Source organism: Pseudomonas sp. 05N431 (assembly GCF_056397005.1).
Genome location: NZ_JBFTMN010000010.1, coordinates 1 through 26,988 on the forward strand (window position 1 = coordinate 1; position 26,988 = coordinate 26,988).

A 26,988-nucleotide genomic window follows, 5' to 3' on the forward strand; every position below is an offset into this window, starting at 1 on the left:
AAGACTCGGTAACGTCCAAGCCGCTCGTATTGAACGTCCTCGACATTGCGCCGGAGGACCTGCCGGCGGGGGTGATATTCGAGAAGGACGACGACGGTACCGGGCCGGTACTGGACCTGACCACCGGCACCGACGACCGGACGGTGCGCATTGAGATCTGGCCGCTGATCGCCGTCGGGCAATGGCTCTGGATTGTGCTGACGGGCGAGGACGAGAACGGTGATCCCTACGAGCTAACCCTGTTCGAGGGGCAGGTCGATCAGGACTTGATCACCCTGGGCCACATGGAGGTGCCGGTTCTTTACAGTTGGCTGAAACGGTTGGGCGATGGCACAACCCTGAGGGTTGGGTACAACGTTGCGTATGATCAGGTTAAGGACAAGAGCAAGGCGAACCCCTCGGATGTGCGCAGCTATACCGTTAAAAATCACATAGCGGGGCAGCCATGGATTCGCCATGCCAGAGACGTTGATGGCAATGACATTCGATATGCCACGTACACCGCTTCGACTACGGTGGAGGTAAGTGGAGAGGCGTCACCCCATCAGGTCGTCAGCATTTCTGATAATCATGGTTTTGTGGACACCGCCATTGCTGACGATAAGGGGCTGTGGAAAAAGCAACTGACAGGGCTGAAAGAAGCGCTTTACATCATCAAGGTAGCCGGCTCCGTCATTTCACACGACCGCAGGTTTATCGTGGTCGATCCGCGGTTCACGATCATCACGGTGGTGAGAGACTCATCGGGCAACGTTATCCCGTGGAATGGCATTACCCGTGATCGCTCGATTGTCCTGTACGGTACCGGAGCGGCGGGTGAGGAAATAGAGATTCAAAGCAGGACGGTCTTGCAGGGCAAGACCAGAGTCAAGCCTGATGGGCGGTGGGAGCTTCGGCTGAATAACGTGACTGACAGCCATCCGGTTTTTTACGCATATGGCTCCTACAGTAGTGGTCTGATACCACAAAACTACCAATTCAGGTTTTTCTAAAAACGGTTCTTGTACTGGTATCAACTACTAACCCACTGCTATCAATGAAAAACCCACTGAGGATCACTCCTCCAGTGGGTTTTTTGTCTACGTGCCAACCACTACTTACGGCGCAAACGGCATCACCCGCTTGTGATGGGTCTTGCGATACGTATCACAGATGATCTTGAACGCCTCTTCACGCACCGGCTCCCCATGCAGGAAGGCATCAATCTCGGCGTAGGTCACGCCGTGGGACGCTTCATCCGGTTTGCCGGGTGACAGGTCTTCAAGGTCGGCCGTCGGGATTTTTTCCACCAGCGACTCCGGCGCGCCGAAGCTGCGGGCAATCGCCCGGACCTGGTTTTTCACCAGGCCGCTCAGCGGGGCGAGGTCGCAGGCGCCGTCACCGAATTTGGTGAAGAAACCCATCACCGCTTCTGCGGCGTGGTCGGTGCCGATCACCAGGCCTTGAGCGGCACCGGCGATGGTGTATTGCGCGACCATGCGCATCCGCGCCTTGGTGTTGCCCAACACGAAATCCACCGAGACCGCGTGCTTGCCTTCGAAGGCGGCGACTTCATTGGCCAGCGACTTGACCGCCGGGCCGATGTTCACGGTGTGGCGCTCATCCGGGGCGATGAAATCCACCGAGGCTTGCGCATCGTGCTCATCGAACTGGGTCTCGTACGGCAAACGTACGGCGATGAACTTGTAGCCCGCATCACCGCTGCGCTCGCGCAATTGGCGCACGGCGCGTTGGGCCAGAAGGCCGGCGGTCAACGAGTCGACGCCGCCGCTGATGCCCAGCACCAGCGTCTTCAGTCCGGAATTGACCAGGCAATCCTGGATGAAGGTAATCCGCCGTGCGACCTCAGCCTCCAGGGCTGCATGATCGGCGAAGGGCGGTTGGACCTTGAGCTGTTCAGCAATCTCACGCTGTACGGCTTGCATGAATTCACTCCTTGCTTGATGTGCCAGAGAGGGCGGCAGGTACTTGAAACACATGTCGCAAATAGGCGACGAAATTCGGGTCTTTGCAGTGTGTCTTGCCTGCTTCATCAGAGATCTTGGCGACGGGTTGACCATTGCAGGCCGTCATTTTAAGCACGATGCTCATCGGTTCGACACCCGGAATATCACACGTCAGGTTAGTGCCGATACCGAAGCTGACATTGATCCGACCACGCAACGCGCGGAAAATCTCCAGCGATTTTGGCAGCGTCAGGCTGTCGGAGAACACCAGCGTCTTGCTCATCGGCTCGATACCAAGCTTATGGTAGTGGGCGATGGCTTTTTCGGCCCAGGCAATCGGGTCGCCGGAATCATGGCGTAAACCGTCGAAGAGCTTGGCGAAATACAGGTCGAAATCGCTCAGGAAGGCATCCATGGTGATGCAATCGGTCAGGGCTATCCCCAGCAGGCCGCGGTATTCGCGAACCCAGCAATCGAGGGCGGCGCTCTGGCTGTCGATCAGTCGCGGGCCGAGTTGCTGGTGGGCCATGATCCATTCGTGAGCCATGGTGCCGAGTGGCTTCATGTCCAGTTCGCGAGACAAGTGCACGTTGCTGGTGCCGACGAAACGTCCGGGGAAGTCGTGCTTGAGCACGTTCACCACTTCTTCCTGCACGCGGTAGGAAAAGCGCCGGCGAGTGCCGAAATCCGCCACCTGCAGGTGCGAGAGTTCATCGGCGCTGGCATTGGCGCTCAGCCAGTCGAACTTGCGATAGAGCTGCTCGCGGGCCTGCTCCATGACGACTTCACGGTAGCGATAGCGGTTGCGCACTTCGCTGACCACCGCCAGCAGCGGCACTTCGAACAGAATCACATGCAACCACGGCCCGCGCAGACGGATGAACAGCTCGCCGTTCTCGATGCCGGTGTGGATGTAACGCAGGTTGAAGCGGAACAACCCGAGAAAGCGCAGGAAATCCGGCTTCAGGAAGCTGATGCGTTCCAGAAAGCTCAACTGATCGGCGCTCAGGCTCAGCTCGGCCAGACGCTCGATCTGAAAGCGAATCTCCGCCAGATACGGGCGCAGGTCCTCGCTGTTGCGGCAGCGGAACTCCCATTCGACTTCAACGTTGGGGTAGTTGTGCAGCACCGCCTGCATCATGGTCAGTTTGTAGAAGTCGGTGTCGAGCAAGTTCTGCACGATGCGATCGGCAAACACACTCTCGCTCATAACGGGAATCTCCAGGCTGGCCGCCGCTGAGGGCAGCGACGTTTCAGCTGTTGCAATGAATGGGACTAGTGGCGCATATCGGTGGTAAGGATTGCCAGCAATTTTTTAGATCGCAGCAGAACCCTGTGGGAGCGGGCTTGCCCGCGAAGAGGCCGGCACTTTCAACATCAATGTTGACTGGTAATACGCTTTCGCGGGCAAGCCCGCTCCCACAGGTACTGAGTGCATCTCTAAATTTGCGATATGTCCGGGCTATCGATCTGCTCCAGCATCCAGGTGACAAAGTCGCGCACCTTGGGCACTTCCGCCGAATGTTCGGGGTAGGCCAGGTAATAGGCGTCGCTGCTGGGCATTGCGTGCGGCCAGGGGATGACCAGTTTACCGTCGGCCAATTCCTCTTCCACCAGGAACCGTGGCAACAGGGCGACGCCGCAGCCGACTTGTGCGGCGCGGATGCACATATAAAAGGTTTCGAAACGCGGGCCGTGATAGCTGTGCTCGGTCTGGTAACCCTGGCTGTCGAACCAGTCGTGCCAGGCCTGGGGCCGCGAGGCATTTTGCAGCAATACCAGATCGCTGAGTTGCGTCGGGTCAGTAAATGGCTGCTCCGGCAGGCTACCCGGTGCACAAACCGGCACCAGCTCTTCGCCAAACAGCTTCAGGCATTCGGTGCCCGGTCGCGAACCCTGGCCGAAATAGAACGCCAGATCGCTGCGCCCTTGCAGCAAGTCGTCGGCTTCGTGTTCGTTGCACAGGTCCAGGTGAATATGCGGATGGCGCAGGCGCCAGCCCTTCAGGCGCGGCACCAGCCAGCGAGCGCCGAAGGTTGAAGGCGTGGACACGCGCAGTACTTCGGTCTCACCGCCGTAGGAACGCAGATAGTGGGTCGACATCTCGACTTGCGTGAGGATTTTTCGCACTTCAACCAGGTACAAATCCCCGGCCGGAGTCATTTGCAGGCGTCGACGTACCCGGCGAAACAGCAGGTGCTGCAACAGCTCTTCGAGTTGTGCGACCTGTTTGCTCACGGCGCTCTGGGTCAGGTTCAGCTCTTCGGCGGCGCGGGTGAAGCTCAGGTGGCGCGTGACCGCCTCGAAACACTGCAACGCGGTGATCGATGGCAAGTGGCGTTTATTCAGCATGGGAGGGCCCTTGTTCTTGTTGCAACGCTTTGCATGAATAAACGGAATGATATCTCGCTTAATCGTCGTTTGTTGGCAAGTCTCGGGGCGGCTACAACTATAGGCCTGAAGCGCCGCGTCAGCGGGCTGTGAATTTTCTGCTTTTCACGTTGAAGGAGTGACCCATGGTTGCCGCATTGCTTGATCGTTTGGGGGTGAACCCGGCCCTGTACCAGAACGGCAAACAGCCCGTGCATTCACCGATCGACGGCAGCCAGATGGCCTCGGTGAACTGGGAAGGTGCTGCCGAAGTCGAGCAGCAGGTCAGTCGCGCAGAGCATGCGTTCGATCTGTGGCGCAAGGTTCCGGCGCCGCGTCGTGGCGAATTGGTGCGCCAGTTCGGCGAAGTGCTGCGCGAATACAAGGCCGATCTGGGCGAGCTGGTGTCCTGGGAAGCCGGCAAGATCACTCAGGAAGGCCTGGGTGAAGTTCAGGAAATGATCGACATCTGCGACTTCGCCGTCGGCCTGTCGCGCCAGCTCTACGGTTTGACCATCGCCTCCGAGCGTCCGGGCCACCACATGCGTGAGTCCTGGCATCCGCTGGGCGTGGTTGGGGTGATCAGCGCGTTCAACTTCCCGGTCGCGGTCTGGGCCTGGAATACCACGCTGGCGCTGGTCTGCGGCAACTCGGTGATCTGGAAACCGTCGGAGAAAACCCCGCTTACCGCACTGGCCTGCCAGGCGCTGTTCGAGCGCGTATTGAAGAATTTCAGCGATGCGCCGGAGTACCTGAGCCAGGTGATCATCGGTGGCCGCGATGCCGGTGAAGCGCTGGTGGACGACCCGCGTGTGGCCTTGATCAGCGCCACCGGCAGCACCCGCATGGGCCGCGAAGTGGCACCGAAAATCGCCGCACGCTTTGCTCGCAGCATTCTGGAACTGGGCGGCAACAACGCGATGATCCTCGGCCCAAGTGCCGACCTCGACATGGCGGTGCGGGCGATTCTGTTCAGTGCTGTCGGTACCGCCGGTCAGCGTTGCACCACCCTGCGTCGCTTGATCGCTCACGAGTCGGTCAAGGAAGAGATCGTCACCCGCCTCAAGGCCGCGTATTCCAAAGTGCGCATCGGCCATCCGCTGGAAGGCAACCTGGTCGGTCCGCTGATCGACAAACACAGCTTTGAAAACATGCAGGACGCGCTGGAACAAGCCTTGAGCGAAGGTGGCCGGGTATTTGGCGGCAAGCGTCAGCTCGAAGACAAATTCCCGAACGCCTACTACGTTTCGCCGGCCATCGTCGAAATGCCGGAGCAGAGTGATGTGGTGCGCAGCGAAACCTTCGCACCGATTCTGTACGTGGTTGGCTACAAGGACTTCGCCGAAGCGCTGCGCCTGAACAACGCGGTGCCACAAGGCCTGTCGTCGTGCATCTTCACCACTGACGTGCGTGAGGCCGAGCAGTTCATGTCGGCGGTGGGCAGTGACTGCGGCATCGCCAACGTCAACATCGGTCCGAGCGGCGCGGAAATCGGCGGCGCCTTTGGTGGCGAGAAAGAAACCGGCGGCGGTCGCGAGTCCGGCTCCGATGCATGGCGCGGCTACATGCGTCGCCAGACCAACACCGTCAACTACTCGCTGGAGTTGCCGCTGGCCCAGGGGATTACCTTCGACTAAATCTTGAGCCAAACAGATATCCCCCTGTGGGAGCGAGCTTGCTCGCGATGACGGCGGCACATCCAGCATTGATGTGACTGACAGACCGCTATCGCGAGCAAGCTCGCTCCCACATTGAATGGTGTGGTGGTTAGGTTTCTGATCGGAGTCTGGCGATGCCGTTACGCGAAGAATGCTTATGGGAAAAACTGACGCCGCAACGGCCTGACCGGGCGGCGCTCAAGGGTGAAGTGACGGCGGACGTCTGTGTGATCGGCGCCGGCTTCACCGGTTTATCGGCGGCGGTGCATTTGCTGGAACAGGGCAAAAGCGTCTGCGTGCTGGAAGCCAAGCGCTGCGGGCAGGGCGGTTCGGGGCGTAACGTCGGGTTGGTGAATGCCGGGATGTGGATTCCCCCGGACGAGATCGAAGCCGGGTTCGGCGAAGCGATCGGCAGCCAGCTCAATCGCATGCTCGGCGCGGCACCTGCTTTGGTGTTCAGCCTGATCGACAAATACAACATCGATTGCCAGTTACGCCGCGAAGGCACGCTGCACATGGCGCACAACGCTCGTGGCGAAGCCGATCTGCGCAGTCGTGAAGAACAATGGAAACGCCGCGGCGCGCCCGTGGAGTTGTTGACCGGTGCGGCGTGCGAGCAGGCCACCGGTACCAAAAAGATCGCCGCCGCGTTACTCGATCGTCGCGCCGGCACGCTCAATCCGATGGCCTACACCAGCGGTCTGGCCAAGGCTGCCGCGGATCTGGGTGGTCAGCTGTTCGATCATTCAGCAGTGACCCGACTCGAGCGTCAGGGCCAACGCTGGTCGGTGCAAACCGGCGCCGGTTCGGTCATGGCCGAGCAGGTGGTGATCGCCTCCAACGCCTACACCGAAGGCGACTGGACTGAACTGCGGCGCAATTTCTTCCCCGGTTATTACTATCAGGTGGCTTCCGCGCCGCTGACCGAAGAAGCCGCGCAACTGATCCTGCCCGGTGGCCAGGGTTCCTGGGACACCCGTCAGGTGCTCAGCAGCATTCGTCGCGACAAGGACGGCCGGTTGTTGCTCGGCAGTCTGGGCAACGGCAATCAAAAACCAACGTGGTTCCTCAAGGCCTGGGCCGACCGGGTTCAGCAGCATTATTTCCCGTACCTCAAACCGGTGGACTGGGAATGCACCTGGACCGGGTGCATCGCTTTTACCCCCGATCACTTGATGCGTTTGTTCGAGCCGGCACCCGGTCTGGTGGCCGTGACCGGTTACAACGGCCGTGGGGTGACTACTGGCACGGTGGTCGGTAAAGCCTTTGCCGATTATTTGTGTAACGGAAATCCTCAGGCGCTACCGATTCCCTTCGCGCCCATGCAGCCACTGGCCGGGGTGGGCCTGCGCAGTTGTCTGTACGAGGCCGGATTTTCGCTCTATCACGCGGGCCAGTGCCTGCGGATTGTCATTTAAGAGAGCGAATTTGTTGCCGGGAGCGGCGCTTTTTGGCGCAGCGACTAGCCTGTAATGGTGCGGGTTTGTAGCAGTTGCGCACCAGCAGTGTGCAGTTCGGTGACGCACGCTGTTACAGGCTGGTTGCACGTCGTTTGGTGCCGCGGTTGCAATGATGGCGCGTGCGGGTTGCGCCTCAAAAAACAAATGGTTTCACCTTCCGCGGTTTAGACGGTTGCACGCCCAATGAAAAAGGGCCCGAAACAGTCGAAATAACAATAAAGCAGCGACTTTTTGAAGAATAAAAAACCGATGGCACGGCCCTTGCTCTGAGCATTCAGTGAAGTCGCAGTGCCAACTAAAAAAAACCTTGGAGCACCACCTCATGTCCCAGACGTTTTACAAGAAAGGCTTTGTAGCTCTCGCAGTGGCGGCTGCGTTGGGTGTTTCTTCGTTTGTTCAGGCGGATGTCAAACTTGGTGTGGCGGGTCCGATGACCGGCCCTAGCGCTTCCTTCGGCTTGCAATACATGAAAGGCGCGCAAGCGGCGGCGGATGCAATCAACGCCAAGGGCGGCATCAACGGCGAAAAAATCGTACTGGTCCAGGGCGATGACGCCTGCGAACCGAAACAGGCTGTGGCTGTTGCGAACAAAATGGTGCAGGACAAGGTGATTGGCGTGGTCGGGCACTTCTGCTCGTCGTCGACCATCCCGGCTTCCGAGGTCTACTCCGACGCAGGCATCATCGCAATCACCCCGGGTTCTACCAACCCGACGGTCACCGAGCGTGGCCTGCCGGCCATGATGCGTATGTGCGGACGTGATGACCAGCAAGGTATCGTCGCAGGCAACTACATCGTCGACGTGCTGAAAGGCAAGAAGGTTGCCGTTATCAACGACAAAGACACCTACGGTAAAGGCCTGGCGGACGCGACGGCCAAGCAGTTGACCGCGCGTGGCGTGAAACCGGTGCTTGAAGAAGGCCTGACCCGCGGCGAGAAAGATTTCAGTGCCCTGATCACCAAGGTCCGTTCGGTAGGGGCTGATGTCCTTTACTTCGGCGGCCTGCACCCGGAAGCCGGTCCACTGGTCCACCAACTGCGTGAGCAAGGTCTGAAAGACGTCAAGTTCATGTCCGATGACGGCATCGTGACCGACGAAATGGTCACCACTGCCGGTGGTGCTCCTTACGTCGACGGCGTGTACATGACCTTCGGCGCTGACCCGCGCCTGATTCCAGACAGCAAGGCTGTCGTGGATACCTTCCGCAAATCCGGTTACGAGCCTGAAGGCTACACCCTGTATGCCTACGCCTCGGTGCAAGCCCTGGCTGCCGGCTTCAACGGTGCCAAGTCGAACAAAGGTGAAGAAGCCGCCAAGTGGCTCAAGGCGCACCCGGTGGAAACCGTGATGGGCAAGAAGGAATGGGATAGCAAGGGCGACCTGAAAATCTCCGACTACGTGGTTTACCAGTGGGATGCCGCGGGCAAATACCACCAGCTGGACAAACAGAAGTGAGATAAGCGCACCGTCAGGTCCGGGCCTCTCGATATCCGTCGTGGGGCCCGGCTTGAGTCATGGGTTCTGCAATCATGCCGACCCGGTATTTATCTTCTGAGCCACATGAACCTGGCCAGGTGCGCCTCACAAGGGCTCATCGACACCGGGTTCGCGGTGGCCTCTCAAGTTAGTGAGAGTGCATGATGGACGGTATTTTCCTGCAACAAGTTATCAACGGTTTGACCCTCGGTTCGGTCTACGGCCTGATCGCCATCGGCTACACAATGGTCTACGGCATCATCGGCATGATCAACTTCGCCCACGGCGAGGTGTACATGATTTCCGCGTACCTGGCGGCAATCAGCCTGGCTCTGCTGTCCTACTTCGGTGTCGAATCCTTTCCGCTGTTGATCCTCGGTACTCTGCTGTTCACGGTCTTCGTGACGGGCGTGTATGGCTGGGTCATCGAACGCATCGCCTACAAACCGCTACGCAACTCCACCCGACTGGCACCGCTGATCAGTGCTATCGGTGTTTCGCTGATCCTGCAGAACTACGCACAGATCGCTCAAGGCTCACGGCAACAGGGTATTCCTACGCTGCTGAGCGGTGGGCTGCGGTTCGATATCGGTACGGGTTTCGTGCAGATCACCTACACCAAGATCTTCATTCTGGTCGCCGCGTTTATCGGGATGGCCCTGCTGACCTACATCATCAAGTACACCAAGTTGGGGCGCATGTGCCGTGCCACCCAACAAGACCGCAAGATGGCCTCGATCCTCGGGATAAACACCGACCGGGTGATCTCCTACGTGTTCATTATCGGTGCGGCCATGGCTGCGCTGGCGGGTGTCTTGATCACGGTGAACTACGGCACCTTCGATTTCTATGCAGGCTTCGTGATCGGCATCAAGGCGTTCACCGCTGCGGTACTCGGCGGAATTGGCTCGCTGCCTGGCGCCATGCTCGGCGGGATCATCCTCGGCGTTTCCGAGTCGCTGTTTTCCGGCGTGATCAACTCTGACTACAAGGACGTCTTCAGCTTCTCGCTGCTGGTACTGATCCTGATTTTCCGTCCTCAAGGCCTGTTGGGTCGCCCACTCGTGGCGAAGGTGTAAGCATGTCCGACACTAATAACAAACCTATCGATGTCAAAAGAAGCCTGATCGACACGGTTCTGGCCGGGTTGATTGCCCTGATTGTCTTCGGCCCGATCGTGGGCGTAGTGCTTGAAGGCTATAGCTACAATCTGCAACCGACGCGTGTGGCCTGGATGGTTGGGGCGGTGATGATCGGGCGTCTTGCCTTGAGCCTGTTCATGCAGACGGCCAAGGGTGAGAAGGTTCAGCAACGCTTCGAAATCGTCGGCTCCGGCGTGCATGTGCTGGCACCTGATTTCAAGTCGCGGCTGCGCTTCATCATCCCGGCGTTGATCGTGATCGCTATCGTGTTCCCGGTCTTCGCCGACAAGTACCTGCTGACGGTGGTGATCCTGGGCTTGATCTACGTGTTGCTGGGCCTTGGCCTGAACATCGTGGTCGGCCTGGCAGGTCTGCTCGACCTGGGTTACGTGGCGTTCTACGCCATCGGCGCTTATGGCCTGGCACTGGGTTATCACTACCTTGGCCTGGGCTTCTGGACCGTATTGCCGCTGTCGGCACTCATGGCGGCGCTGGCCGGATGCATACTCGGCTTTCCCGTGTTGCGCATGCACGGTGACTATCTGGCCATCGTGACCCTGGGCTTCGGTGAAATCATTCGCCTGATCCTGACCAACTGGCTGTCCTTCACGGGTGGGCCGAACGGCATGCCGGTGCCATCACCGTCGTTTTTCGGTATCGAGTTCACGCGTGTGGCGAAGGATGGCGGGATTCCCTTCCATGAGTTCTTCGGGACCGAATACAACCCGAACATCAAGTTCATGTTCATCTATGCCGTGTTGTTCCTGGTCGTGATGCTGGTGCTGTACATCAAGCATCGCCTGACCCGAATGCCGGTCGGGCGTGCCTGGGAGGCGTTGCGCGAAGATGAGATCGCCTGCCGTGCCATGGGCCTCAACCACGTACTGGTCAAGTTGTCGGCCTTTACCCTGGGGGCTTCCACTGCCGGTCTGGCGGGTGTGTTTTTTGCCAGCTACCAAGGCTTCGTCAACCCGACCTCGTTCACCTTCTTCGAGTCGGCGTTGATCCTCGCCATCGTCGTACTCGGCGGCATGGGCTCGACCGTCGGCGTGGTGATCGCCGCGTTCGTGCTGACCGTCGCCCCGGAACTGCTGCGCGGCTTCGCGGAGTACCGCGTGTTGCTGTTCGGCATCCTCATGGTGTTGATGATGATCTGGAAACCGCGCGGCCTGATTCGTATCAGCCGTACCGGCGTGACCCCGCGTAAGGGTGCCTTGACTGAGAGGAGCGCGTCATGAGCGATGAAATCATTCTCTCGGTAGAGAACCTGATGATGCACTTCGGCGGCATCAAAGCCCTGAGCGACGTCAGCCTGAAGGTCAAGCGTAACTCGATCTTCGCGTTGATCGGCCCCAACGGTGCGGGCAAGACCACGGTGTTCAACTGCCTGACCGGTTTCTACAAGGCCTCTGGCGGGCATATCGAACTGAACACCCGAGGTATCAAAACCAACGTCATCAAGATGCTCGGGGAACCGTTCAAGGCGACCGATTTCGTGTCGCCGAAACGCTTCGTCAACCGGCTGCACTACAAGATGTTTGGCGGCACGCACCTGATCAACCGCGCCGGTCTGGCGCGAACCTTCCAGAACATTCGCCTGTTCCGGGAAATGTCGGTGATCGAGAACCTGCTGGTGGCTCAGCACATGTGGGTCAACCGTAATCTGGTGTCCGGCATTCTCAATACCAAAGCCTACCGCAAGGCCGAAAGCGATGCCCTGGACCATGCCTTCTACTGGTTGGAGGTGGTCGATCTGGTGGACTGCGCCAACCGCCTGGCCGGTGAGCTTTCCTACGGCCAGCAACGGCGTCTGGAAATCGCCCGGGCCATGTGCACCCGGCCCAAAATCATTTGCCTGGACGAACCGGCGGCGGGCCTCAACCCGCAGGAAACCGAAGCGCTCAGCGCGATGATCCGACACTTGCGCGACGACCACGACATTACGGTGGTGCTGATTGAACACGACATGGGCATGGTCATGAGCATTTCCGACCACATCGTGGTGCTGGACCACGGCAACGTGATCGCCGAGGGCAACCCTCAAGCGATCCGCAACGATCCGAAAGTGATTGCCGCCTACCTGGGTGCTGATGAAGAGGAGCTGGTATGACTCAACCGATCCTCGAACTGAAAGCGATCGACGTGTTCTACGGGCCGATCCAGGCCCTGAAAAAGGTCTCGCTGCACATCAACGAAGGCGAAACCGTCAGCCTGATCGGTTCCAACGGTGCCGGTAAATCGACGTTGCTGATGTCGATCTTCGGCCAGCCACGGGCGGCTGGTGGGCAGATCGTCTATCGCGGCGTGGACATCACCCACAAGTCGTCCCATTACATCGCCTCCAACGGCATTGCGCAGTCGCCGGAAGGGCGGCGGGTATTCCCTGACATGACCGTCGAGGAAAACCTGCTGATGGGCACGATCCCGATTGGCGACCAGTACGCCGCCGAGGACATGCAGCGCATGTTCGAGCTGTTTCCACGGCTCAAGGAGCGGCGCAATCAGCGGGCGATGACCATGTCCGGTGGCGAGCAGCAAATGCTCGCCATTGCCCGGGCCTTGATGAGCCGGCCCAAATTGCTGTTGCTCGATGAGCCAAGCCTGGGGTTGGCGCCGATTGTGGTGAAACAGATCTTCGCCACCCTGCGCGAGCTGGCGGGCACCGGCATGACCATCTTCCTGGTCGAGCAGAACGCCAACCACGCGCTCAAGTTGTCCGACCGGGCGTATGTGATGGTCAACGGTGAAATCCGCCTGAGCGGCACCGGCAAGGAGCTGCTGGTGAACGAAGAGGTGCGTAACGCCTACCTCGGCGGCCATTGAGTTTTCGCTGTTAAACACCAACCCCGGCGCGCAATCGCCGGGGTTTTTTATATCCCCCAAACACCACTTATCCCCTGTGGGAGCGAGCTTGCTCGCGATAGCGTCCGTAGCAGCTGCCGAGCCCGCGAGGCTGCGTTCGAGGACGCAGTCCTCGCAAATCCTGCGTATACGGTTTGCCTGGAAAAACGCGTCGCCTGATTTTACGACCGCTCTGCGGCCGAACGCAGCCTCGCAGGCTCGGCAGCTGCTACGAAAGTGGATGTTTTCAGGTGTCCACAGGTGTTTGCGAAAAATGTGGAAAACAATATTCGCAACCTGTTAAAGCGCGACATAAAGCCGCTGCAAATAGCTGTTTTTCCACAGTTTTGACTTGTCCCCGTTTGCTGTGGAACTGGCTGTGGGTAACATGGGAGCAACTGCCTGAACGCCTTTAACGGCGTGGCTTGCAGGGTTGTGGTTGTTTTTTGATCAGGCATTTTTCAGCGGCCTTGAGTACGCCTTGTCAACCTTTTTGTTGCCGCTGCCCGGCGGCTGAATAGTCGTTGCACAGCCTGTGGATAAGTCTGTGGTTAAACTCTGGAAAGACTCGGCAAAGGGCCGTAATGACTGGCGTGTAGCCATCGTCTCGGTGACTGCTCGGTCGCACCGACTGATGCTGGCTACACTTGTCAGTGCCCAGGTCAAGCAAAAAACTTTCAAATCTGCCCGCAAAGCCTTGTAGATAGCGCGTCTCAAGGTTTGCACTTGCCCCCAAAGACTGTGGACGGGGCTGTGGATAAGGTGCGTGCAGTTGGCTACGAGCCAGAGCGGCCAAGGCCTGGCAGCAGTTGAGCGTTTTTTGTACAGCGAACATGACAGGATTTTCATTTTCGCGGTTTTGGGTTCAGGTACTCTGCGCGCCTTGGCGCCCCCGAATGGGCGCTCGTCATTTGACGACATGGAGCCATTGCATGACCGATAGTCCCGCCTTTGCTCCTGTCGAGCCCGTCAGCCCTATGCGCCGGCTGCTCAAACGAATGGGCTATGACCTGGCCGTGATGGATCTCGGCGGACGGGGACTGGCACTGATCGGCGGGCTGGTGTTGCTGGCCTGGATCAGCTCCGGCATCTACAAGGTTCAGCCCGATGAACAGGGCATTGTGCTGCGCTTCGGGCGCTGGCAGCAGACCGCCGAATCCGGGCTGCACTATCACTTGCCCTATCCTGTCGAAACCGTCCTGCTACCCAAGATCACTCAGGTCAATCAGCTGCAACTGGGCTCCAGTACCAGTGTGCAGAGCGCTGCGAGCAATGGCGCGCGCGACAAGCAGATGCTCACCGGTGACGAAAATATCGTCGAAGCCGATTGCACGGTGTTCTGGCGGATCAAGGACGCGCGACTCTATCTGTTCAAAATCAGCGACCCGGAGCGCTCGGTGAAACTCGCCGCCGAAAGCGCACTGCGTGAGGTAATTGGACGTACGCCGATTCAATCGGTGATGTCCGACAAGCGTGCGCAGATCGCCGACGAAACCCGCGACTTGCTGCAGCAACTGCTGGACCGCGAACAGGCCGGGATTCTCATCACTCAGGTGCAATTGCAACGGGTCGATCCGCCGCCGCAGGTGATCGATGCGTTCAACGATGTGCAGCGGGCCCGCGCCGACCAGGAGCGCGCCCGCAACGAAGCCGAAGCCTATGCCAATGACGTGATTCCCCGGGCCCGTGGCGACGCGGCGCGTATCACCCAGGAAGCCGAAGCTTATCAGGCGCAAGTCGGCAACCTGGCCGAGGGTGAGGCCAAGCGGTTTCTCTCGGTTTACAACAGTTACGTGCAATCCAAAGACGTCACCGCCTGGCGCCTGTACATGGAGAGCATGGATGAGGTCCTGAAAAAGGCTTCCAAGGTCATCATCGATTCTTCCGGCAAGGGCATGTCCGGGGTGGTCCCGTACATGCCGCTGAGCGAGCCTGGCAAACCGCTGCAGAAGGACGCCCGACCATGAACCGCACCTTCAAATGGCTGGCCGCAGCTACCGTCGCGATTGCGCTTTGGGCGTTGGCCGCATCGGCCTATGTCGTCGATGAATCACAGCAGGCACTGATCATCCGCTTTGGCGCACCAATGGGCGTTGCCGGGGAGCCGGGGCTCAAGTTCAAGGTGCCGTTCAGCGATTCCATTGTGTTTTACGACAGCCGTCTGCAAACCCTGGCCTCACCGGCCGAACAAGTGATTCTTGGCGATCAGAAGCGTATCGAGGTTGCGACCTATACGCGTTTTCGGATCAACGACCCGCTGCGCTTCTATCAAACGGTCGGAACGCTGGATCAGGCCAATGCGCAACTGACGCAAATGGTCAGCTCCTCGCTGCGCCGAAAGCTGGGCGAGATCTCGCTGCGTTCGTTGTTGTCCACGGATCGTCAGCAAGAAGTCGCGATCATCGAGAAAGACGTCGCCGACAAGGCCCGCGCACTCGGCATCGAGGTGACGGAGGTGCGTCTGCACCGCGCCGATCTGCCGCTGGAGGCCAGTCAGGCGATTTACGACCGGATGAAATCCGAGCGTCAACGCGAAGCCAAGGAGCTGCGCGCGCAGGGCTTTGAATGGGCCCAGCAAATCCAGGCCAAGGCCGACCGTGATCGCACGGTGTTGCTCTCGGAAGTCCAGCGCCAGTCGGCGATCACCCATGGCGAGGCCGATGCAGCGGCCAACCAGATCCTTTCGGCGGCGTTCAGCAAAGACCCGGAATTCTACAAGTTGTACCGCTCGTTACAGACCTACCGTCAGGCGCTGTCTGACAGCCAGCCGATGTTGGTACTCACGCCCGACGCGGAATTTCTCAAGCAGTTCCGGAACGGGCCGGCAACGACCAGCGGCAAGTAACGACGGCCATGAATGACCTGCGTGCAGACCACCGGCCTGAGCGGTTCGCCGGGATGATGTTCCGATGAAGCAGTCTTTTGCCAGGAAACCGCTCGATGTTATTTGATGGTGCGCTGCACGCGCTGAGCATGGTCTTCGAAGTGTTCCTGCTGGACTTGATCCTGTCGGGCGACAACGCGTTGGTGATCGCCCTGGCCTGTCGCGGGTTGCCACCGCAACAGCTGCGTCGGGCGGTATTGATCGGCACCAGCGGCGCCATCGTCCTGCGCGCGTTGTTGACTACGCTGGCCGGCTGGTTGTTGCTGGTGCCGTGGCTCAAGCTGATCGGCGCGGTGCTATTGCTGGTGATCGCCATACGGTTGCTGACCGAGGAAGAGACAGGCGAAGAGGGCGATTCGTCAGCCGGTTCGCCGCAGACGCTGGGCGGCGCAGTGGTCACGGTGCTGACCGCCGACCTGATCATGAGCATGGACAACGTGGTCGGACTGGCGGCGGTGGTCCAGGGCAGTGTCTTTTATCTGGTGCTGGGCTTGCTGTTGAGCGTGCCGCTGCTGATGTTTGGCAGCCTGCAGATCACCCGCTTGTTGCAGCGTCAGCCGTTGCTGGTGACGATTGGCGCCGCACTGCTGGGCTATGTCGCGGGGGATATTGCGGTCTCCGATCCGGTGGTCGTGGGCTGGGTCAACAGCCAGTCGCCTGCACTCAATCAAGTGGTGCCCTTGTTGTGTGCGGTGTATGTGGTTCTTCAGGCCCGAATCATTCTTCGGCAACGTGCGCGGTTGCCAAAACCTGCGGTCATGCGGCCGGTTGTGCGGGCGGTCAGGTTTCAGGAGCTGGTCAGCGAACCGGTTACGTTGCCTGTGGTGAAACCCGAGGTGGTCCTGACTGCATCGCCTGCACCTGCGATCGAAACGTCCAGTGACGAGCCGCCGCGGCGCCTGTTCGGCGATTACAACGGCCTGGCGACGGTGTTGGCGGGGCTTGCCGGTATTTTCGTGATCAGTGCTGCGTTGTATAGCCTGGTGGGCGGATTGTCCGGTGGCCTGCTGCCCACGCCGCAAAAGGACTATGCGTATGTCTGCACCGGAGCGAGCACCACCCTTTACTATCGACCCGGCGGCAGCACGATTCGACTCGTTACGAGCGGCGGTGAAGCCAGCGGTTACGTGAGGTACAAGACCATCCTCTGGCAGACCCCGCAGAGCGCCCTCAAGGACCTGCATCTGACGCTCCCCAACGAGATCGAGAAAACCAGCGCCACAGTCGTCACCCTCAATGGCGGCAGCTTCTCGCAGATCCAGTGCACGCGCAGCCTGTGACGTGACCATCGATGACCCGGTTGCCGCTGCGCTCCGGGCCGGGCATGCTGCTGGTTGAGTTTCTATTCCATCGGCTGCGTATCAGCCCAAACCAGGAGAACACGATGTCCAACACCCTGTTTATTACCGGCGCGACGTCCGGTTTTGGTGAAGCCTGTGCCCGTCGTTTTGCCGAGGCCGGCTGGAAACTGGTACTGACAGGCCGTCGTGAAGAGCGTCTGAATGCCTTGTGCGCCGAATTGTCGAAGCAGACCGAAGTCCATGGCCTGGTGCTCGACGTGCGTGACCGCAAGGCCATGGAGGAGGCGATCGCCAACCTGCCGCCGTCGTTCACCAAGCTGCGCGGGCTGATCAACAACGCCGGCCTGGCCCTGGGTGTAGACCCGGCGCCCAAGTGCGATCTGGACGACTGGGACACCATGGTCGACACCAACATCAAAGGCCTGATGTACAGCACTCGCCTGCTGCTGCCACGCTTGATCGCCCACGGCCGCGGTGCCGGGATCATCAACCTGGGTTCCATCGCCGGCAACTACCCGTACCCGGGCAGCCACGTGTATGGCGCGACCAAAGCCTTCGTTAAACAGTTCTCGCTGAACCTGCGTTGCGATCTGCAAGGCACCGGCGTACGGGTGAGCAACATCGAGCCGGGCCTGTGTGAAAGCGAATTCTCGCTGGTGCGTTTTGGCGGTGACCAGGCGCGCTACGACGCCACTTACGCAGGTGCCGAGCCGATCCAGCCGCAGGACATCGCCGAGACGATTTTCTGGGTCCTCAATGCCCCGGCGCACATCAACATCAACCGTCTGGAATTGATGCCGGTGAGCCAGACCTGGGGCGGGTTTGCGATTGATCGCAGCGGTGGCAAGGCTTAAAACCGAGTCAACTTCATCGCGAGCAAGCTCGCTCCCACAGGGGATCTCCTAACACCAGAGATCAAGTGTGGGAGCGAGCTTGCTCGCGATGGCGGCAAATCGGCCAAAACATGGCATAAGGTACACTCCCTCTCGAAACCCCCACCGCAAACCGCGGTTTTCAGGGTTTCAGAAGGAGGAAATGTGAGTAACCGAGGTGAGCAGGTACTGCTCAAACAATCGACCATCCTGATGTTCGCCGTGGCAATCGCGGCAATCGTCACGGGCTTTTTTTCTGGTTCCCAATCGATTTTGTTCGATGGGTTTTTTTCGCTGATCGCGACCTTCATCAAGGTCCTGATGCTGATCACCGCCAAGCTGATCGCCAGGGAAAGTAACCAGCGCTTTCAGTTTGGCTTCTGGCACCTTGAACCGATGGTGCTGCTGATCGAAGGCAGCTTCCTGTTGCTGATTGCGATCTACGCCTTTCTCAGCGGCATGTTCGGCATCATCCAAGGTGGCCGCGAGATCGAACTGGGCCTGGTGATTCCTTTTGCGGCAGTGCTTAGCGTCGTCTGTTTCGGCTATTTCTTCTACGTCCGTTACCGTAATCGCACGTTGAAATCTTCGTTGATCCAGTTCGACAACGTCAGTTGGCTGGTGGACGCGATGCTCTCGGTCGGCTTGCTGGTGAGCTTCCTCACCGCGCTGCTGCTCAAGTCGCAGGGCTATGGCCAGTGGGCCGCTTACGTCGACCCGGCGATCCTGATCCTGCTGGCCCTGAGCATGCTCGCGCCGGCGTTCAATATCCTCAAGCCGGCGTTACGCGATGTGCTGGGGATTGTCCCGGATCAGCTGGATGACAAGGTTCGCCAAGTGATGGACGAGGCCAAGGCCGAGCATGGTTTTGTCGAGTACATCTCGTATGTGCAAAAGCACGGGCGGGCGCGGTTCATCGAGATTCACGTGGTATTGCCGGCGGATTACCGACTTGATGGAGTGGCCACACTGGATGAACTGCGGGAGCGGATTTCGGTGAAGCTCGGCAAGCCGGATGCAGCGCGTTGGCTGACGATCAGCTTTACCGGTGATCGCAAGTGGATTGCTGGCTGAAGACCGTGTCGCGGCCATCGCGAGCAAGCTCGCTCCCACAGGGATCTGCTAACCCCAGAGATCAAATGTGGGAGCGAGCTTGCTCGCGATAGCGATCTATCAGTTAACGCAGATACTCGGTGAGGCCGCGATAGCAGGTCGCCAAATGGTAAGGCGTGGTCGACGGCATGTCCCGGCGGCTGACTGCGCCATCCCTGTCCAGGCACTCGTACCAGCCACCGGCATGCAGGAAGCGCTGTTGCAAGGCCTTCAATTGATGCTCAAGCAACGCCTCGCTGTCCGGACGCAAGGTCAGGGCACGCAGGTATTCCGCCTGGGCCCAGATGCGTTGGGTTTCATCGCGAGGTCTGCCGTCCAGCTCAAGGTCAAGCATGGCTCGCACTGCGCCGGTCTGTTGATTAACGCCCAACTGTTCGGTGAAAGCGAAAGCGCGGGTCAGCGAGGCGTGCAGTTTTGATCCACGTAGCAACGCCGATGACTCCAGCAGGAAATACCATTCGAACTGATGCCCCGGTTCAAACCAGTTATCCACAGCCCCCAGCGGTTTTTCCATCATCACCCCGTGCTGCGGGTCGATGAAGTGCTTTTGCATCGCCCCGCACAGTGCATTGAGCGCGGCCTCGACCGGGGCATCGTCGCGTACTGACAGCGTGGCGAGGAAGGCTTCAGCCAGATGCATCAGCGGGTTCTGCAACGGCCCGGTGTTGAGCGGGGACCAGTCGCGGTCGAGGCTGGCTTCGTACAGACCGTCGTCTGTGGCGAAACGCTGAGCAACCACTTCCAGCGCGGCATTGAGCACCGATTCCACCAGCGGCTCGCGAACCTTGGCCCAGTAATGGGCGCAGGCAAACAGAATGAAGGCGTGGGTGTAGAGGTCTTTGCGCTGATCCAGCGGCGCGCCATGGGCGTCGATGCTGTAGAACCAGCCGCCGTGTTCGGCATCGTGGAAATGCCGTTGCAACGAGCGAAACAGCGCAGCGGCGCGCTCTTCGGCAGCCGGCACTTCACCGATCAGGCTGGCGAACAGGTACAACTGTCGTGCGCAGGCCATGGCCCGGTAGCGTTGTGGCGGCAATGGCCGGTGTTCGGCGTCCAGCGCTTCATACGGCAGCGCCATGTCTGCGTTCCAGCCGGGGCCTTGCCAGAGCGGCACGATCACGTCCTGGAAGTGCTGCTGCACAGTGGCGAACAGGGCGGTCAATTCAGGCTGGGAGGCAGAGCGGGGAGCATCGGGCATTGGCTGGCGTCGTCACGGCAGGAGTGTTTGCGCGACATGGTAGCAGAGAGGTCGGCCTGAGAGACGCGGTGTCTGTCAAACCGCTATCGCGAGCAAGCTCGCTCCCACATTAGTCCTACGAACACAGGTCCAGTGTGGGAGCGAGCTTGCTCGCGATGAGGCCCGCTCAGGCAATAGAAAACTCAGCCAGCGAGCAGCCAGATTCCGGTCGCCGCTGAAGCAGCACCCGCCAGCCGAACCAACGGCGCAGCCGCCTGAGGCAACACACGCACCACTGCATAACCGGCAGCATGCAAGACAGCAGTTGCGGCGACGAAGCCAGCGGCATATGCCCAAGGGCTGGACATCTCCGGCAACTCCAACCCATGCGCCACGCCATGAAACAAGGCAAACAGCGCCGTCGCGCCAATCGCCAGGCTCAACGGCGGACGCACCGCCAATGCCACCGCCAGGCCCAGCGCCAGCACCGAAGCAGCAATCCCGCTTTCCAGCGCCGGCAGGTTCAAGCCTTCAAACCCGAGCAGGCCGCCAATCAGCATGACGCCGACAAAGGTACACGGCAGTGCCCAACGCGCTGCACCCTTTTGTTGCGCAGCCCATAACCCGACAGCCAGCATCGCCAGCAAATGGTCGAGACCGCCAATCGGGTGGCTGATACCGGCCAGCAAACCGTTGTCGCCATGGCCTGGGTGAGCAAAGGCCAGTGCGGGCGTGAGCAGCAGGGCTGCGGCGGCGAAGATGCGTTTGAGTGTCATGAATAAGCTTCCTTGTTGATAACGCCTGTGGATAAGTTTCAGGCGGCGGTCAGCAGCCCCTGGCGCTCGATGAAGGCGATGATTTCCTCAAGGCCCTGGCCGGTTTTCTGATTGCTGAAGACGAACGGCTTGCCGCCGCGCATGCGTTGGGTGTCACTGTCCATCATCGACAGCGATGCGCCTACCAGCGGCGCCAGGTCGATCTTGTTGATCACCAGCAGGTCGGATTTGCAGATCCCTGGTCCGCCCTTGCGCGGCAGCTTGTCGCCGGCCGAGACATCGATCACATAGATCGTCAGGTCCGAGAGTTCCGGGCTGAAGGTTGCCGACAGGTTGTCGCCACCGGACTCCACCAGAATCAGGTCGAGACCGGGAAAGCGCCGGTTCAGTTGATCCACCGCTTCGAGGTTGATCGACGCATCTTCGCGAATCGCCGTGTGCGGGCAGCCGCCGGTTTCCACGCCGATGATCCGCTCGGGGGCCAGGGCTTCGTTACGCACCAGAAAATCGGCGTCTTCGCGGGTGTAGATGTCGTTGGTGACCACTGCCAGGTTGTAGCGATCACGTAGCGCCAGGCACAGGGCCAAAGTCAGCGCGGTTTTCCCGGAACCGACCGGGCCGCCGATACCGACGCGCAGAGGTTGTGTGTTCATGTGGTTCTCCAAAATAACAGGCCCTAGGAACGGAACAGACGGCTGTACTGGCGTTCATGGGCCATACACGCCAAGGACAGGCCGAAAGCGGCGCTGCCGTAGTGTTGAGGGTCAAGGCTTGAGGCGTTCTGCTGAGCCTGTTGCAACAGCGGCAGCAGTTCGCTGGTGAGCCGTTGCGCGGCTTGCTGGCCCAGCGGCAGGGTTTTCATCAACACCGCCAATTGATTCTCCAGCCAGCTCCAGAGCCAGGCGGCGAGCGCGTCTTGCGGGGTTATCTGCCAGGCGCGGGCAGCCAGCGCCCAGCCGAGGGCCAGATGCGGCTCGCTGCGTTGTGCGAGAAAGCTGCGAGCGGCGTCATCCAGTTCCGGTAAGCCGTTGAGCAGTTGCTGCAGCGAATAGCCCATTTGCCGGCTTTCCTGATGCAACTCGCGGGTTTCCCGGCTGGCGCGGTGTTCCTCACAGCGTTGCAGCAACTGTGGCCAGTCTTCATTGGCGGCGGAGGTGCAATGGGCAAGCAATAGCGGCGCTTCGAAGCGCGCCAGGTTCAGCAGTAGCTGATCGCTGATCCAGCGTTTGGCCGATTCCGGGTCGCTTACGCGGCCGTTATCCACAGCCATTTCCAGGCCTTGGGAATAGCTGTAGCCACCAATCGGCAATTGCGGGCTGGCCAGACGCAGCAGCGCCCAGGCCGGGTTCATGTGCGGACGCCGAACTGGTGCAGTTTCGGCGGATAGTTGAAGTCCTCGTCGCCGTGCCGCGAATGGTGATGGCCACCACCATAGGCGCCGTGCTCCGGCTGGAAGGGGGCTTCGATGTTTGCGGTCTGCGCGCCCAACTGTTCGAGCATGGCTTTGAGCACGTAGTCGTCGAGCAGGCGCAACCAACCATCACCGACTTGCAGGGCAACGTGGCGATTGCCCAGGTGATAGGCGGCGCGGGTCAGTTCGAAGGCGTTGGCGCAGGTGACATGCAGCAGTTGTTCGGGGCGGGCGCAGACGCGGACGATGCGGCCGTCTTCGGCCTCCAGGCATTCGCCGTCGTACAGCGGCGGCTGCCCGCGCTCCAAAAACAACCCGACGTCTTCACCTTCGGCACTGAAACAGCGCAAGCGACTTTTACTGCGTGCCTCGTAGTTCAGGTGCAACTCGGCGACCCAGACGGGTTGAGGGTCGATTCTGCGATGAATCACCAGCATTGGAAGGCTTCCAGCAAAGGACAATGCTCAGGCTAGAGCAAGGGGCTTGCCAATCGGACGAGACGTAGGAAAACCCTGTCAGAGCGTAGAAGATGTTTCTGAATGTTGCGGAATTTTGAGTAAGTGCGGGTGGGTTTGGTGCGTGCGAATTCTTATGTGCACCATTTTGTAGCGGCCTCTTGATCGTTCCCACGCTCTGCGTGGGAATGCCTCACTGGACGCTCTGCGTCCGCTTCGGCAGTGACGCAGAGCGTCACGGGCTGCATTCCCACGCAGAGCGTGGGAACGAGCGTTGGCTATTCGGTGCTACCGAGTCCTTGCCAATGCTTCAAGCCGATAAAGATAAAGCGCAATTGCTGAGTGATCTTCGCCTGTGGCGTCAGGTGTACGGGCAAGGCTTCGGCGGGCGGGTCGATGATGTCGGGGAGGGTGGCGAACACGCTTTTGACGATCAGGTCGGCCATGACCGACAACCCGGCAAAATCGAGGTGTTGCAGTTTGGGCATCAAGGACAGGTCGGCGGCCAGGTCCGAGCTGATGTTCTCGCGCAGTTTGCCGATGGCCAGGCGCACTGGCAGTGAGCCGCCATATTGTTCGCGCGCCAGAAACAGGAACTGCGAACGGTTGGCCGCGACCACATCAAGAAAAATTCGCACCGAGGCATCGATGATCCCGCCCATGACGAATTCATTGTGGCGCACCAGGCGGATGGTTTCGCGGAAGGTCTGGCCGACTTCGCTGACCAGTTCCAGCCCTAGCTGATCCATATCGGCAAAGTGCCGGTAGAAACCGGTCGGGACAATGCCAGCGGTTTTCGCCACTTCACGCAGGCTCAGGCTGCCGAATCCTCGGCCGCATTCCATCAGGTGGCGGGCAGCGTCCATCAAGGCGTTGCGGGTCTGTTGTTTCTGTTCGGCGCGGGGCAGCATCAGGCGGCTGACTTCTAATCAAGGACAGCGGCGCACTCTAGCAAATCAGCTTTGCTGGCGTCGAACTTGAGTAAAGGGAGGTGAGGCGGGGAGTGCGAGCTACACAAAGTCAAAGCCCGATCCAGGAGATCGGGCTTTTTTCCGGGCCAGCATGGCCTTAGCTCAGGCTAGCGTTGCGTTCGATCACGCGGTCACCACCACCTTCAGCAAGGGTTTGGCCTTGTGGGGTGTGGTCGGAACCGTCAGCGGCAAGGGTCTGACCTTGTGGAGTGCGATCGGAGCCGTCGGACGCCAGGGTTTGACCTTGTGGAGTGCGATCGGAGCCGTCGGAAGCCAGGGTTTGACCTTGTGGAGTGCGATCGGAACCGTCGGAAGCCAGGGTTTGACCTTGTGGAGTGCGATCTGAACCGTCGGAAGCCAGGGTCTGACCTTGTGGGGTGCGATCGGAGCCGTCGGAAGCCAGGGTTTGACCTTGTGGAGTGCGATCGGAACCGTCAGAAGCCAGGGTCTGACCTTGTGGTGTCTTGTCGTAGCCGTCCTGAGTGATCAGGCCTTTTTCTTTCAGGCGTTCGTTACCGTTGGCACCATCGGCAACTGTTTGGCTGTAAACCGAGTGGCTGGATTTGACTTGCGGAGTTGCCTGATCGGCAGCTGGCAGGGCAAAAGCGGTGCTGGCTAACATCGAAAGGGTCAGGCTAAGCAGTATTTGGCGTTTCATGATCGGTTGCTCCTTGGGAGGGCTATAAAGTGGGTACGAAGCTAATGCTACTCTCGATAAGTCGATATAAAAGTTCATAAAGACAATGGTAATAATCAACGGAATTGATTGTTCGGTGGAAAGCCTCTAGAACGGACGTTTCCGGGGAGCGCTTTTGCACCGAGGTGGGTATTTTCGACTCACTTGCGGGTCGAAAAAGTGCGGAGGTGGGTAACGCGAGCTGTCTGATCGGTCAGGAAAGTTGGTTTTTTCATGTCTGAATGGAAGGAGCGTTAAACCTGCGGGCCATTTGCCAGTCGTAGCTCCTATAATCGGCCGATTTTTGGCCTACCGTTTCCATGCAGGCGTCGCAGTCAGGGCGCTGAGTCGCAATCAGGAGTTCTGTGCAATGACGCGCACTCGTAAAATTCTCGCCTGGGTTGTCGGCAGCCTCGTGCTGCTGATGGCCGTGCTGGTGCTGATCATCGCGTTCTTTGACTGGAACCGGATCAAACCGCCGCTCAACACCAAAGTCTCCGAAGAGCTGCACCGTCCCTTTGCCATCAACGGCAACCTGACGGTGACCTGGAAACGTGAAGTCGATGAAGGCGGTTGGCGCGCCTGGGTGCCGTGGCCGCATGTGGTGGCCGAGGACTTGAGCCTGGGCAACCCGGACTGGTCGAAAAAGCCGCAAATGGTCAGCCTCAAACGCGTCGAGTTGCGGATCTCGCCGTTGGCGCTATTGGCGCAGCGGGTGGTGATCCCGCGCATCGACCTCACTGAACCCAATGCCGACCTGCAACGCCTGGCCGATGGCCGCGCCAACTGGACCTTCAAGTTCGATCCGAAAGACCCGAACGCCGAACCGTCCCGCTGGGTGGTAGACATCGGTGCGATCGGTTTCGACAAGGGCCACATCAGCCTCGATGACCAGAGCCTCAACACTCAGCTCGACCTGCTGATCGACCTGCTGGGCAAGCCGATTCCGTTCAGCGACATCGTCGGTGATAAAGCCGCGAAGAAAGCTCTGGAGAAGGGTTTGGCGCCGCAAGACTATGCATTCGCACTGAAGGTCAAAGGCCAGTACCACGGTCAGAAACTGGCGGGCGAAGGCAAGGTCGGCGGGCTGTTGGCATTACAGGACGCTGCCAAGCCGTTCCCGTTGCACGCGCAGGTGAAAATTGCCGACACCAGCGTCGAGTTGGCCGGCACCCTGACCGACCCGCTGAACCTCGGTGCGCTGGACCTGCGTCTGAAACTGGCCGGCACCAGCCTGGGCAATCTTTATCCCTTGACCGGTGTACCCCTGCCGGCTTCGCCGCCTTACACCACTGACGGTCACTTGATCGCCAACCTGCGGCAGGCGGACGGTGCGACGTTCCACTACGAGGCATTCAACGGCACCATCGGCAGCAGCGATATTCACGGCGACCTGACGTATGTCGCCAGCCAGCCACGGCCCAAACTCAGTGGTGCGGTGGTCTCCAATCAATTGTTGTTCGCCGACCTCGCGCCGCTGATCGGCGCCGACTCCAACGCCAAGCAAAAGGCCCGAGGCGGCGAAAGCAAGCAGCCGGCAGACAAGGTGTTGCCGGTCGAGGAATTCCATACCGAGCGCTGGCGCGATATGGACGCGGATGTCGAATTCACCGGTAAGCGCATCGTTCAAAGCGAGAAGCTGCCGTTTACCGATCTCTATACGCACCTGGTGCTCAACGATGGTCAGATCAGCCTGGAGCCGCTGCGCTTTGGCGTAGCGGGCGGCAAGCTCGATGCGCAGATCCGTCTGAACGGCCTTGCCACGCCGTTGGAAGGGCGGGCGAAGCTGACCGCGCGCGGCTTCAAACTCAAGCAGCTGTTCCCGAGCTTCGAGACGATGAAAACCAGCTTCGGGGAACTCAACGGTGATGCCGATCTCGCCGGTCACGGCAACTCGGTGGCGGCGTTGCTGGGCAGCGCCAATGGCGATCTGAAGCTGTTGATGAACGACGGTGCGATCAGTCGCCAACTGATGGAGCTGGCCGGGTTGAATGTCGGCAATTATGTGGTCGGGAAAATCTTTGGCGACCAGGACGTGAAGATCAATTGCGCGGCGGCCGACTTCGACGTCAAGACCGGTCTGGCGACCTCCCGGCTGTTTGTGTTCGACACCGAGAACGCGATCGTCTACATCGACGGCACGGCGAACATGTCCACTGAGCAGCTCGACCTGACCATCACGCCAGAGTCCAAGGGCGTGCGGGTGATCTCGTTGCGTTCGCCGCTGTATGTACGCGGTAAGTTCATCAAGCCGGATACCGGCGTGAAGGGTGTGCCGCTGATGTTGCGGGGCGCGGGGATGGTGGCGCTGGGCGTGATTGCCGGTCCGGCGGCGGGGCTGCTGGCACTGGTGGCGCCGAGTGGCGGTGAGCCGAACCAGTGCGCACCGTTGTTGGCGCAAATGAAGGAAGGCAAGGCACCGGTGACGGTCAAGCCGACCAAATAGTCGGCTGACAGC

Annotated in this window: 24 protein-coding genes; 14 read left to right on the forward strand and 10 right to left on the reverse strand. The window is 59.7% G+C overall.

Features of this window, described 5'->3' with window-relative positions; translation table 11 throughout:
* Positions 1 to 992 (forward strand): hypothetical protein (locus AC1DIG_RS18500; protein ID WP_477768456.1); only part of this gene is annotated, 992 nt, incomplete at its 5' end.
* A gap of 105 nt (positions 993 to 1,097) precedes the next feature.
* Here AC1DIG_RS18500 and nadE read toward each other — a convergent pair.
* From nadE to AC1DIG_RS18515, 3 genes are all read right to left on the reverse strand, one after another.
* Complete coding sequence (nadE, locus tag AC1DIG_RS18505; RefSeq protein WP_477768457.1) at positions 1,098 to 1,925, reverse strand: ammonia-dependent NAD(+) synthetase; 828 nt, start codon at positions 1,923 to 1,925, stop codon at positions 1,098 to 1,100.
* Between the two features lie 4 nt (positions 1,926 to 1,929).
* A complete protein-coding gene (gene pncB, locus AC1DIG_RS18510) occupies positions 1,930 to 3,156 on the reverse strand; it encodes a nicotinate phosphoribosyltransferase (protein ID WP_477768458.1) in 1,227 nt (408 codons plus the stop codon).
* 230 nt (positions 3,157 to 3,386) lie between these two features.
* Positions 3,387 to 4,298 carry a LysR family transcriptional regulator gene (locus tag AC1DIG_RS18515; protein WP_477768459.1) on the reverse strand — a complete coding sequence of 304 codons (912 nt, stop codon included), beginning with the start codon at positions 4,296 to 4,298 and terminating at the stop codon, positions 3,387 to 3,389.
* Positions 4,299 to 4,462: 164 nt separating this feature from the next.
* Between AC1DIG_RS18515 and amaB the strand changes: the two genes are divergently transcribed.
* The 12 genes from amaB (at position 4,463) to AC1DIG_RS18575 (ending at position 19,025) form a co-directional block, all read left to right on the forward strand.
* Positions 4,463 to 5,953, forward strand: coding sequence for an L-piperidine-6-carboxylate dehydrogenase (gene amaB / locus AC1DIG_RS18520; RefSeq protein WP_477768460.1), 1,491 nt, complete (start codon positions 4,463 to 4,465; stop codon positions 5,951 to 5,953).
* 155 nt (positions 5,954 to 6,108) lie between these two features.
* Positions 6,109 to 7,392 (forward strand): L-pipecolate oxidase, encoded by a 1,284-nt coding sequence (gene amaA / locus AC1DIG_RS18525; protein WP_477768461.1) that lies wholly within the window; start codon positions 6,109 to 6,111, stop codon positions 7,390 to 7,392.
* Between the two features lie 364 nt (positions 7,393 to 7,756).
* Positions 7,757 to 8,890, forward strand: a complete 1,134-nt coding sequence (locus AC1DIG_RS18530) for a branched-chain amino acid ABC transporter substrate-binding protein (protein WP_103316283.1) — start codon at positions 7,757 to 7,759, stop codon at positions 8,888 to 8,890.
* Between the two features lie 185 nt (positions 8,891 to 9,075).
* On the forward strand, positions 9,076 to 9,990 hold the full coding sequence (locus AC1DIG_RS18535; protein WP_054598222.1) for an ABC transporter permease subunit: 915 nt from the start codon (positions 9,076 to 9,078) through the stop codon (positions 9,988 to 9,990).
* A 2-nt stretch (positions 9,991 to 9,992) separates the two neighbouring features.
* Positions 9,993 to 11,291 (forward strand): high-affinity branched-chain amino acid ABC transporter permease LivM, encoded by a 1,299-nt coding sequence (gene livM / locus AC1DIG_RS18540; protein ID WP_427538254.1) that lies wholly within the window; start codon positions 9,993 to 9,995, stop codon positions 11,289 to 11,291.
* Positions 11,288 to 12,163, forward strand: coding sequence for an ABC transporter ATP-binding protein (locus AC1DIG_RS18545; protein ID WP_477768462.1), 876 nt, complete (start codon positions 11,288 to 11,290; stop codon positions 12,161 to 12,163). Before livM ends, AC1DIG_RS18545 begins: the two co-directional genes overlap by 4 nt.
* Positions 12,160 to 12,876: an ABC transporter ATP-binding protein gene (locus AC1DIG_RS18550; protein WP_145016421.1), complete on the forward strand. Its 717-nt coding sequence runs from the start codon at positions 12,160 to 12,162 to the stop codon at positions 12,874 to 12,876. Before AC1DIG_RS18545 ends, AC1DIG_RS18550 begins: the two co-directional genes overlap by 4 nt.
* Before the next feature lie 950 nt (positions 12,877 to 13,826).
* Positions 13,827 to 14,861, forward strand: a complete 1,035-nt coding sequence (hflK, locus tag AC1DIG_RS18555) for an FtsH protease activity modulator HflK (protein ID WP_477768463.1) — start codon at positions 13,827 to 13,829, stop codon at positions 14,859 to 14,861.
* Positions 14,858 to 15,739 carry a protease modulator HflC gene (hflC, locus tag AC1DIG_RS18560; protein ID WP_477768464.1) on the forward strand — a complete coding sequence of 294 codons (882 nt, stop codon included), beginning with the start codon at positions 14,858 to 14,860 and terminating at the stop codon, positions 15,737 to 15,739. Before hflK ends, hflC begins: the two co-directional genes overlap by 4 nt.
* 95 nt (positions 15,740 to 15,834) lie before the next feature.
* Complete coding sequence (locus tag AC1DIG_RS18565; RefSeq protein ID WP_477768465.1) at positions 15,835 to 17,058, forward strand: YjbE family putative metal transport protein; 1,224 nt, start codon at positions 15,835 to 15,837, stop codon at positions 17,056 to 17,058.
* Positions 17,059 to 17,162: 104 nt separating this feature from the next.
* Positions 17,163 to 17,933 carry an SDR family oxidoreductase gene (locus AC1DIG_RS18570; protein ID WP_477768466.1) on the forward strand — a complete coding sequence of 257 codons (771 nt, stop codon included), beginning with the start codon at positions 17,163 to 17,165 and terminating at the stop codon, positions 17,931 to 17,933.
* Between the two features lie 183 nt (positions 17,934 to 18,116).
* A complete protein-coding gene (locus AC1DIG_RS18575) occupies positions 18,117 to 19,025 on the forward strand; it encodes a cation diffusion facilitator family transporter (RefSeq protein WP_477768467.1) in 909 nt (302 codons plus the stop codon).
* 103 nt (positions 19,026 to 19,128) lie between these two features.
* Here the strand turns inward: AC1DIG_RS18575 and AC1DIG_RS18580 are convergent, their stop codons facing one another.
* From AC1DIG_RS18580 to AC1DIG_RS18610, 7 genes are all read right to left on the reverse strand, one after another.
* The gene (locus tag AC1DIG_RS18580; protein ID WP_477768468.1) at positions 19,129 to 20,262 is read right to left on the reverse strand and encodes an AGE family epimerase/isomerase; all 1,134 of its coding nucleotides are present in this window, start codon (positions 20,260 to 20,262) and stop codon (positions 19,129 to 19,131) included.
* A gap of 182 nt (positions 20,263 to 20,444) precedes the next feature.
* Positions 20,445 to 21,017, reverse strand: coding sequence for a HupE/UreJ family protein (locus tag AC1DIG_RS18585; RefSeq protein ID WP_477768469.1), 573 nt, complete (start codon positions 21,015 to 21,017; stop codon positions 20,445 to 20,447).
* A 38-nt stretch (positions 21,018 to 21,055) separates the two neighbouring features.
* The gene (gene ureG, locus AC1DIG_RS18590; protein ID WP_054595395.1) at positions 21,056 to 21,670 is read right to left on the reverse strand and encodes an urease accessory protein UreG; all 615 of its coding nucleotides are present in this window, start codon (positions 21,668 to 21,670) and stop codon (positions 21,056 to 21,058) included.
* Positions 21,671 to 21,693: 23 nt separating this feature from the next.
* Complete coding sequence (locus tag AC1DIG_RS18595; RefSeq protein WP_477768470.1) at positions 21,694 to 22,368, reverse strand: urease accessory protein UreF; 675 nt, start codon at positions 22,366 to 22,368, stop codon at positions 21,694 to 21,696.
* Complete coding sequence (ureE, locus tag AC1DIG_RS18600; protein WP_477768471.1) at positions 22,365 to 22,865, reverse strand: urease accessory protein UreE; 501 nt, start codon at positions 22,863 to 22,865, stop codon at positions 22,365 to 22,367. Before ureE ends, AC1DIG_RS18595 begins: the two co-directional genes overlap by 4 nt.
* A 296-nt stretch (positions 22,866 to 23,161) precedes the next feature.
* A complete protein-coding gene (locus tag AC1DIG_RS18605) occupies positions 23,162 to 23,794 on the reverse strand; it encodes a TetR family transcriptional regulator (protein WP_071552091.1) in 633 nt (210 codons plus the stop codon).
* A 157-nt stretch (positions 23,795 to 23,951) separates the two neighbouring features.
* The gene (locus AC1DIG_RS18610; protein ID WP_477768472.1) at positions 23,952 to 24,512 is read right to left on the reverse strand and encodes a hypothetical protein; all 561 of its coding nucleotides are present in this window, start codon (positions 24,510 to 24,512) and stop codon (positions 23,952 to 23,954) included.
* Positions 24,513 to 24,900: 388 nt separating this feature from the next.
* Here AC1DIG_RS18610 and AC1DIG_RS18615 point away from each other — a divergent pair, with 388 nt between their 5' ends.
* Positions 24,901 to 26,976: an AsmA family protein gene (locus AC1DIG_RS18615; protein WP_477768473.1), complete on the forward strand. Its 2,076-nt coding sequence runs from the start codon at positions 24,901 to 24,903 to the stop codon at positions 26,974 to 26,976.
* The last annotated feature ends 12 nt before the right edge of the window (positions 26,977 to 26,988 follow it).

Bases quoted from the DNA above. Each gene is read 5' to 3' on its own strand.
- AC1DIG_RS18550 (WP_145016421.1), top strand. From the start codon at position 12,160: ATGACTCAACCGATCCTCGAACTGAAAGCGATCGACGTGTTCTACGGG.
- hflC (WP_477768464.1), top strand. From the start codon at position 14,858: ATGAACCGCACCTTCAAATGGCTGGCCGCAGCTACCGTCGCGATTGCG.
- AC1DIG_RS18565 (WP_477768465.1), top strand. From the start codon at position 15,835: ATGTTATTTGATGGTGCGCTGCACGCGCTGAGCATGGTCTTCGAAGTG.
- AC1DIG_RS18585 (WP_477768469.1), bottom strand. From the start codon at position 21,017: ATGACACTCAAACGCATCTTCGCCGCCGCAGCCCTGCTGCTCACGCCC.
- nadE (WP_477768457.1), bottom strand. From the start codon at position 1,925: ATGCAAGCCGTACAGCGTGAGATTGCTGAACAGCTCAAGGTCCAACCG.
- AC1DIG_RS18545 (WP_477768462.1), top strand. From the start codon at position 11,288: ATGAGCGATGAAATCATTCTCTCGGTAGAGAACCTGATGATGCACTTC.
- livM (WP_427538254.1), top strand. From the start codon at position 9,993: ATGTCCGACACTAATAACAAACCTATCGATGTCAAAAGAAGCCTGATC.
- AC1DIG_RS18535 (WP_054598222.1), top strand. From the start codon at position 9,076: ATGGACGGTATTTTCCTGCAACAAGTTATCAACGGTTTGACCCTCGGT.
- AC1DIG_RS18580 (WP_477768468.1), bottom strand. From the start codon at position 20,262: ATGCCCGATGCTCCCCGCTCTGCCTCCCAGCCTGAATTGACCGCCCTG.
- AC1DIG_RS18530 (WP_103316283.1), top strand. From the start codon at position 7,757: ATGTCCCAGACGTTTTACAAGAAAGGCTTTGTAGCTCTCGCAGTGGCG.
- ureG (WP_054595395.1), bottom strand. From the start codon at position 21,670: ATGAACACACAACCTCTGCGCGTCGGTATCGGCGGCCCGGTCGGTTCC.
- AC1DIG_RS18605 (WP_071552091.1), bottom strand. From the start codon at position 23,794: ATGCTGCCCCGCGCCGAACAGAAACAACAGACCCGCAACGCCTTGATG.
- amaB (WP_477768460.1), top strand. From the start codon at position 4,463: ATGGTTGCCGCATTGCTTGATCGTTTGGGGGTGAACCCGGCCCTGTAC.
- ureE (WP_477768471.1), bottom strand. From the start codon at position 22,865: ATGCTGGTGATTCATCGCAGAATCGACCCTCAACCCGTCTGGGTCGCC.
- AC1DIG_RS18515 (WP_477768459.1), bottom strand. From the start codon at position 4,298: ATGCTGAATAAACGCCACTTGCCATCGATCACCGCGTTGCAGTGTTTC.
- hflK (WP_477768463.1), top strand. From the start codon at position 13,827: ATGACCGATAGTCCCGCCTTTGCTCCTGTCGAGCCCGTCAGCCCTATG.
- pncB (WP_477768458.1), bottom strand. From the start codon at position 3,156: ATGAGCGAGAGTGTGTTTGCCGATCGCATCGTGCAGAACTTGCTCGAC.
- AC1DIG_RS18595 (WP_477768470.1), bottom strand. From the start codon at position 22,368: ATGAACCCGGCCTGGGCGCTGCTGCGTCTGGCCAGCCCGCAATTGCCG.
- AC1DIG_RS18615 (WP_477768473.1), top strand. From the start codon at position 24,901: ATGACGCGCACTCGTAAAATTCTCGCCTGGGTTGTCGGCAGCCTCGTG.
- AC1DIG_RS18570 (WP_477768466.1), top strand. From the start codon at position 17,163: ATGTCCAACACCCTGTTTATTACCGGCGCGACGTCCGGTTTTGGTGAA.
- amaA (WP_477768461.1), top strand. From the start codon at position 6,109: ATGCCGTTACGCGAAGAATGCTTATGGGAAAAACTGACGCCGCAACGG.
- AC1DIG_RS18610 (WP_477768472.1), bottom strand. From the start codon at position 24,512: ATGAAACGCCAAATACTGCTTAGCCTGACCCTTTCGATGTTAGCCAGC.